The sequence below is a fragment of the uncultured Campylobacter sp. genome (assembly GCF_938045775.1).
Taxonomy (GTDB): domain Bacteria; phylum Campylobacterota; class Campylobacteria; order Campylobacterales; family Campylobacteraceae; genus Campylobacter_B.
Genome location: NZ_CALIBH010000280.1, coordinates 1 through 8,032, shown reverse-complemented (window position 1 = coordinate 8,032; position 8,032 = coordinate 1). Strand labels below are relative to the sequence as shown.

Annotated in this window: 5 protein-coding genes; 2 read left to right on the top strand and 3 right to left on the bottom strand. The window is 38.7% G+C overall.

Going from position 1 to position 8,032, the window contains the following annotated elements:
- Positions 1–2,979, bottom strand: a 2,979-nt coding sequence (locus Q0238_RS11750) for a leucine-rich repeat domain-containing protein (RefSeq protein ID WP_297946338.1), incomplete at its 3' end; no start/stop codon positions are given.
- Between the two features lie 83 nt (positions 2,980–3,062).
- On the opposite strand from Q0238_RS11750, the gene tupB reads away from it, so the two are divergent.
- Both tupB and tupC read left to right on the top strand, forming a co-directional pair.
- Positions 3,063–3,755 (top strand): tungstate ABC transporter permease TupB, encoded by a 693-nt coding sequence (gene tupB / locus Q0238_RS11745; protein ID WP_297946335.1) that lies wholly within the window; start codon positions 3,063–3,065, stop codon positions 3,753–3,755.
- Positions 3,752–5,041: a tungstate ABC transporter ATP-binding protein TupC gene (gene tupC, locus Q0238_RS11740; protein WP_297946332.1), complete on the top strand. Its 1,290-nt coding sequence runs from the start codon at positions 3,752–3,754 to the stop codon at positions 5,039–5,041. The genes tupB and tupC overlap by 4 nt, the downstream gene beginning before the upstream one ends.
- A 534-nt stretch (positions 5,042–5,575) precedes the next feature.
- Here tupC and Q0238_RS11735 read toward each other — a convergent pair.
- On the bottom strand, positions 5,576–6,901 hold the full coding sequence (locus Q0238_RS11735; protein WP_297946329.1) for an aminotransferase class V-fold PLP-dependent enzyme: 1,326 nt from the start codon (positions 6,899–6,901) through the stop codon (positions 5,576–5,578).
- Positions 6,902–7,058: 157 nt separating this feature from the next.
- Positions 7,059–8,032, bottom strand: a 974-nt coding sequence (locus Q0238_RS11730; protein ID WP_297946326.1) for a hypothetical protein, incomplete at its 5' end; no start/stop codon positions are given.

Below are 8,032 nucleotides of genomic sequence, written 5' to 3'. Positions count from 1 at the left end.
TTTATTACCCATATTTTTTGTATTAGCTTTTGTATTAGTATCATTTCTAGAAATATTATTATTACTGTTATTTTCTAAACTTGAGTTATTGCCTTCAGAATTTTTTTCTTTTGTTTTGTTATATTCAATGATATATTTTGAAAAGTGTGTCGTTTCAAATGATACAGTTTCTTTAGTTTGAGAAAATTTACATGAAGTTAATTCTCCGGATTCGGAAAGGTGATAAACGGCTTTAACATCATTAAATTTTTTATTTAAAATTACTTTAAACTTACCAGTCATATCAACTGTTTTATCATTCAAATTTTTAAACTGTATGTCAAAGGCATTTGAAAAATTACTTTGTAGATTTTTTATATTGTCTGAATTTATTTTTTCAACACTCAATTTTAGATTTATAAATTTTGTTTCTCCTAACGAAACTACAGTTATGTCATATTCTTCGTTTCGGATTACTTTTTCTTTATAATCTTTACAAGCATCTTTTATTGCTTCAAACATGCCTTCTCTATGATATTTTGCTTTTTCAACTTTTAGGATATTACCAATTGAATCAACATTTCCAGACAAAATTTCTCTATAGTCTAATCCTTCGTAATCTGATAAAGTATCCAATGCTAACTTGTGATATCCTTCGTTATCCTCATCAACATTTTCCACTTCCGTACCATATTGATTTAAGGTCCCTTTTCCTATATTGTAGCTCATATCCAAAACATATAAAATTTTACCGTTCTTGTCAAAATAAACATTAACACCTATATGATATGATGGTATAGGTAATGGACTATTTAATTTATGATGACCTTGTAACATAACAGTTTTTGATATTTCGCCTTCTCCATTTACCAAGTCTGTAATAAATTTTAATTCTTTCTTAAGTCTTTTTAATTTTCTAGTATCCAATGCACTGTTATTATATGATTTTTCAGCATAATTAATTTTGTCTTCTAACAATTTTTTTGATTTTTCATTACCATTTGAAAGACTTTTTTTAGCTTTTTTTAATAAAATATCAATATCTGATCTATCAATTAAAAAATTAGTTTCAAAAATATATTTAAGCATTTCTCCTTCTCTTAAATTAGTTTTTTCTAAGAGAAGTTCTCCTTCTTTTTTTACATCCAAAAATAATTTTTTTGTTTTTTCTTGAAATTCATCTAATTTTAAAGAATCAATTCTTTCAATAGTTTTTTTTAGTTCAGTTCTATCTTTAGCCAAAGTATTTTTATTTACAATAAAATTATTTCCATCAGGAATTTTATTAATATTTCCACTGGTAATTTCAACTAAAACTTTTTTATATTCTAAATTTCCTGGATTTTCATCAAATGAATTAAAAGCTATTTTTTTTAGTGAATTTGGGAAAATAACTTCTTTTATTGAATTTTTCCTAAATGCTTCTTCTCTTATTTCTTCAATGCCATAAGGTAAATTAACTGAAGTGATTAAATTACCTGCAAATGCTTGAACTCCTATGATTTTTAAATTTGGAGTTTGAGTTAAATCAACTTTATCTATAGCATTTCCTAGAAATGCCATTTCTCCAATTTCTGAAAGTTTTTCTGAATTCATCAAAAGCATATTTATTTTATTGTTTCTAAATGCTGAAATTCCAATTTTCTCAACATTTTTAGGAATAAATACAAATTCTAAATTGTTTATATGAAAAGCTGCATCATCAATAAGTTTTAAATTGTCATTCAAATTTAGTGTACTTATTTTATTATTCATAAATGCACCTTTTCCGATTTCAGTTAAATTTTCACACTCTTGAACATCTAATTCTGTTATATAATTTGACTGAAAGGCAAAATTTCCAATTTTTTCTATGCTATTAGGTAAGGTTACACTTTCCAAGTCATATTTTTTTAGACTTTCATTTTTAAAATTAATGTTTCTAAAAGCATCATCTGCAATTTGTGTTAATTTTATTCCGTTATGTTCACTTGGAATTTTTAAATTTTTATTCTTTTTAACTTTCAAAAGACCTCTATTAGAAAATCCTTCAATTACATTTTTATTAATTTTAAAATCAGCATTTTCCCAAACTTTATAATTTATTTCAGGTTTTTTTACTTTTAAATCATCAGATGGATCTACATAAAAAGAAGCTCCGAATAATTTATTTGGATTATTTTTATGTTCAGTCCAAAGCGTAACTATATAGTTATATTCTTCATTTCCATAATTGCCGTTAAATGCATCTGATGCTATTTTTTTTATACTGTTTGGAATATTAATGCTTTCTATTCTATTATCTTCAAAAACTTTTTCTCCAAGTTCAGTAATTTTTTTACCTTTAAACTCAATATTTGAAATTTTATTGTTTTTAAAAGTTCTTTCTCCCAAACTTTCCAACTTTTCTGGTAGAATAAGATTCCCAGTAATTTGACTTTCCATAAATGCAGAGTCGCCTAAAGTTCTTAATTCACTTGGTAATTCCAAACTTTTGTCTAATGCTATATGTGCAAAGGCATAATCACTTATTCTTGTTATAGTAGATGCAAGTTTAAGTTCATTTAAACTCTCATTAAAATCAAAGGCATCTTGTCCGATGTATTTATATCCATCAGGAATAGTAACAGATTTAATAAGTGTATTGTTAAACGATTCTCCTATATTACGAATTTCATTTCCATCAACATCTTTATTATTTTTTTCGCCATTCTTACCTTCACGACCGATATAATCTTCAATTTCTTTCTTTTTATCTGGATGAAAAGCAAAACTTGCTACCTTTGTTATTTTTATACCGTTTTTCTCTGTAGGTAAAATTACTTTTCCATTCTTCTTAAGTTTTTCAGCACCTTTATTAGAAAAACCGTAAATAGTGTCATTTTCTATTATAAAATCGTCAATTGTCCAGTCATCATTTATACTGTTATCATTTGCAGTAACAGTATGACTGTTTATTGACAAAAATTTTGGTATTAATAGAGAAAAGACAAATAAAAATACCATAAATATTTTTTTCATGTTATCTCCTTTAAAAAATATGCTATTATAGCATATAAATTTGGTTTATAAATATGCCAGAATAGAACATTTAGGACACAATCTTGGACTTTATTTTAGAAGGAATTTTAAGCGCATTCGGGCTGCTTTTTAGCGGCGATGCGGAGACCTTTTCGGCGATTAAGGCGACGCTTTATACTTCAAGTATCTCGATACTTTTTGCGATTTTAACCGGCTTTCCGATAGGATTTATCCTCGGATTTTACGAATTTCGCGCTCGCAGAACGCTTAGACTTTTAAGCGACGTAGCGCTTGCGATGCCCACGGTGGCGATAGGACTAATTCTTTACGCTTTCATCTCCAGAAACGGCCCCCTGGGCGAGCTGGGGTTGCTTTTTACGCTCAAGGCCGTGATGCTCGGACAGTTTGTGTTGGCGCTTCCTATCATCGTCTCGCTAAGCGCCAGCGTTATCGAAAATATGGACAAAAAGCACTATCTAAACATTATGAACTACCGCCTAAGCCCGCTAAATTTAATCCTTTGCGTGCTTTACGAGCTGCGCTACGCCCTACTCGTCGTCATCGCCACCGCTTACGGGCGGATCGTTGCCGAGGTGGGCGTAGCGATGATGATCGGCGGCAATATCAAATATTTCACCCGCACGATCACCACGGCGATCTCGCTTGAGACCAACAAGGGCGAGTTTGCGATGGGTATAGCGCTCGCGCTGGTGCTGATTTTAATAGCGTTTGCGGTAAATTTAGCCATCCACGCGCTAAAAAGGCTGGATCGATGAGTGCAGATAAGCAAACGCGTCCGAGTAAGAATTTCACGGACAAAAATCGGGTGGAGCGGGAGCGCGAAAATTTTATAAGCGAAAATTTCAAGAGCACAAATTATATAGGCGAGAATTCTACGAGTAAAAATTTCGCTGCCGAGAATTCTGCGAGTAAAAATTCCACTGCGGTAAATTCTAAGAGTAAAAATTCTGTAACCGAAAATTCCATTAGCGCAAATTCTGCGGGTAAAAATTCCAAGAGCGAGAATTTCGCGAGTGAGAATTCTGCGAGAAAGAATTTTGCAAATGAGAATTCCGCCGCCGCGCGAGCTGTACCCCATAGCGAGCTGATCTCGGTGCGGAATCTAGTGCTGCGCTACGGACGGAGCGAAATTTTAAATATCCCTAGCCTCGATCTAAATACGAGCGGCATCACGGCGCTTTTGGGTTCCAACGGCAGCGGCAAATCCACGCTACTGCGGATTTTGTCCTTTTTGCAGCGTCCAAGCAGCGGCAGCGTGGAGCTTTGGGGGCAGCGTGCGCCCTCTTTGCAGACGCTGCGGCAGACCTGCTTGCTGCTGCCCGAGCCCGTGCTTTTAAAACGCAGCGTGGAGCAAAATTTTAAATTTGCGCTCAAAAGTCGCGGCGCGCTTGCGGAATTTGACGAGCGGGTTGATGAGGCGCTCGGCCTAACGGGGCTTGATAGAAGTTTTTTATCAAAGAAGCATTTCGAGCTTAGCTCGGGGCAGACGCAGCGCATCGCGTTTGCGCTCGCTCTGGCGCAGCGCGCGAAGCTCTATCTGCTCGACGAACCGACCAACAGCCTTGATCTTGCCGCCTCCAAGCTCTTTGCGCGCGCGATTTTATTTATGCGAAGTCGCTACGGCTGTGGTTTTATCATCGCCAGCCACGATGAGAAATGGCTCAGCGCGATCGCGCAAAGAAGCGTATTTCTGCATCGCGGCAAGATATGCGAGTTTGAATACAAAAACATCTTTGACGTGCAAAACGGGGTTTTAAAATTTTCGGATGAAATTTCGCTACGTCTTGAAGAGGGGCTCGCACGCGCCCGCAAAATCGCGATAAATCCGAGTAAAATTTTATTATCCCAAAGCCCGTTTGAGCGCTGCTTTACGGGGATTTTGCACTCGGTTTCGCTTCAGTACGGCTCCTCGCTACTCATCAAGATCAAAGTAGGCGACGTGTTGCTAAAATGCGTCACGGCGCAGGATGAGCGGCGCTGGAGCACGGGCGAGAGGATATATTTCGGATTTGAAAGCGGCGCGTTTTTGGGACTGGAGTAATTCTGCGCGGTGCGGATAAGCTTTATTTCGCTTTAGAATTTTTATTCGCGCGGCGCTAATAAATTTCATTTCTGCCTCAAATTTTCACTGCGAACCATCTATCGCGACGTACCCGGCGAAACAGAGCGCAAAATTTGCGCCTTGAAATTTTGAAATTTACAAGCAAGGCTTTACCTGGCGGCGCGGCGTGAAATTTTGAAATTCCATTGCTAAGAAATTTTAAAGCTTAGCCGCGAATACAGCTAACGGGATTTTGAAATTCCACAATTTCTAGGCGCGGAATTTCAAATTCTAAATTTTAACTCCGCGGAATTTGTCCGTAAATTTACGAGTGAAATTATATGTTCCTCCGCAGAGCGTGTAGTTTATTTCGCCTACAGTGCAAAGGCGGAACGATAGTAAGAATTCTGCGGCGCAAAACCAGCGTAAAATTCCAAAGAGACGGCACGAAATTTCGATAAATTTTAAAAACTGTGCGGAATTTTATAAAATTTCATGAGCTCAAAAAAGCGGCAAAGCCCTAACCCACGCCGCTTAAATCTTCCCGCCGAACATCTCATACATCGCCTTTTCCTCGCCCCAAAGCTCGCGGTGCTTTTTGATGCAGGATTTTATCGCGCCCACCAAATAGAGCACGTCTTGCTCGGTGTGCGTATAGTGCAGGCTCACGCGCACGAAGCCAGGCTTACTTTCTGGCATGCGCCCCTCCTTGATACCGAGCAGATCGTGAGCGTACGGCCCCGCGCACATCACGCCCGCGCGCGTCTGGATGCCGAAGTCGTTGCTCAGGCTCGCGGCGAAATCATACGCCGAGACGCCGCGCACGTTAAAGGAAAATATCGGCAGCCGCGGCGCGCCCTTTGGAGCGTAGTTTATGATCTCGTCAATGCCTGCTAGCTCGCTCTCAAAAAGCTGCGCCAGCTCGTCTTCGGCGCTTTTTATCCTCTCAAAGCCCACCTCGTTTCGCAGCGCGTAGGCCAAATTTGCCCGCATGAGCCCGATGATAGGCGGCGTGCCGCCCTCCTCTAGCTGCTCGGGATTTTTCAAAAACACGTGCCCCTCGCGGTTAGCGTAGGCGACCGTCCCACCCGCGGCAAATGTTGGCACGTCGCTGTTAAGCAGCTCCTTTTTGATCGCCAAAAGCCCGCAGCTTGCAGGCCCTCCTAATAGCTTATGCGGCGAGAGGAAAATCGCGTCGAAATGATCGCAGTCTAAATTTGCGTGCGAGCTCAGCGCCGCGCAGTCAAAGGCCACGATGCCGCCCGCGGCCCTGATTAGCTCGCTGATCTTTTTGTAATCGCTGATGACGCCCGTGACGTTTGAGGCGGCACTAAACGAGCCGATGATGCGGCGTCCTGTATTTAGCTTCAAGATACGCTCGAGTGCAAGCAGATCGATCTCGCCGGACTCGCTAAGCGGCACGCGCAGGTAGTCGCAAAGCCCCTCGCGAAAGCTAAGCTCGTTTGAGTGGTGTTCGTATGGCGAAACGAGCACAAGCGGAAGCTGTGCGGCTCGTAAATTTGCCTCGCCGATCGCGCTTCTGGTCGCAGGCGGCAGGTAGATGCCGAGCAGCTCTTGAAATTTTTTGATCGCAGCCGTCGCGCCCTGCCCGCAAGCGATGAGACAAAACCGCTCGTCAAGCCCAAGTAGCTTTTTTAGGCTCTCTCGCGCGCCCTCGTAGCGCCGCTGCGTGATGATGGCGCTGGAGCTACTGTCGGAGTGGGTGTTGGCGTAGGTTTTTAAAATTTCGCCTATCTCGCGCTCTACGGGCTCGTAGGCAAGCCCCGAAGCCGCGAAATCAAAATAATGCACGCCCTGTTTTAAGATGATATTTTTTCGAATTTCGTCTAAACTTAGCATTTGCGGCCTTTAAAATTTAAGTGATTAATTATAGTGAAATTTGGATTAATTTAAAGCTTTACGACCTGGCAGGAAGGAATTTTAATGAGAATTTAGAAAAGCTTTGCCCACTATATCGCTTTAATTTCTGATGCTATATAGTTTTACTCCTTCAAATTTATTGATTACTATCTAGTTTTTTAGCTGCTTCTTGTCTTAGAATTTCAGCATAGTCTTTTATATCAATTTTCTCGCCGTTATGTAGAATTTTCACTTTCGCTTCCTCTAGCATTTCCTCAAAATTTAAATATTTAAAAAATGTCTCAATATCGAATGCCTCAGTACTATTTTTATCTTTGAGGCTACTTTTTTGCAAAATCTCTTCATCGCTCAGCCCATTGCCGCAAAGAGCTTTATATCTATCGATTTTCATATTATAGAAATTTAATATTTTGATGTCCGGTTCTAGCTTGGTACATTTTTTATCGTTTGGCATATAACCGAAAAATTTTATAAAATCTTTTTCTTTCCAGTATCTATCGGTTCCTTTTTCCCTCTCTTCGTTATGTTTTACCGACCATCTGCCTCGAAGAGCCCAATCATATGATTCTAAAATCTTCTCTCCATAGCAGTAATCATTCATATGATTTATGTAAGACTCCTTCTCTTTTATAGACATGGCTGTATTATTCAGACAATTGTTGCGGGCTACAATAAAGTCATCTTTATCAGGCAAGCCATCTATATTATGTTTTATTAATAATTTTAATTTATCTTTATACATCATATCCCGCGGAAGAAAAGTATAAATAGATCTTTTAAATATTTCTTTTCGCTGAAATGGAATGCTGCTATTACTTAAATAATACAAAGGACCTTCATATGCTTTCGGTTTCATACCTTTTTGCAGCATCATATCGGCAATTTCTATAAGGTTACTATATATTGCATAGTTTAATGGATAAACAGGATCTTTTGAGTGATCGTGATTGATTAGACACTCGGTACGTAATTTTATATCTATATTGTTGCCAACTATGATTTCGGTATCGTCAGAATATCTAGGGCAAACTATATAGCCCTGCACCATTTTGACTTCTTCAAATTTAACCCCGTTGTCTAAAAGCAGTCTTACCGCTTTAGTAGCATTAT

What these genes read in the sequence shown, in the direction of transcription:
- tupC (WP_297946332.1), top strand. Translation starts at nt 3,752, where the DNA reads ATGAGTGCAGATAAGCAAACGCGTCCGAGTAAGAATTTCACGGACAAA.
- Q0238_RS11735 (WP_297946329.1), bottom strand. Translation starts at nt 6,901, where the DNA reads ATGCTAAGTTTAGACGAAATTCGAAAAAATATCATCTTAAAACAGGGC.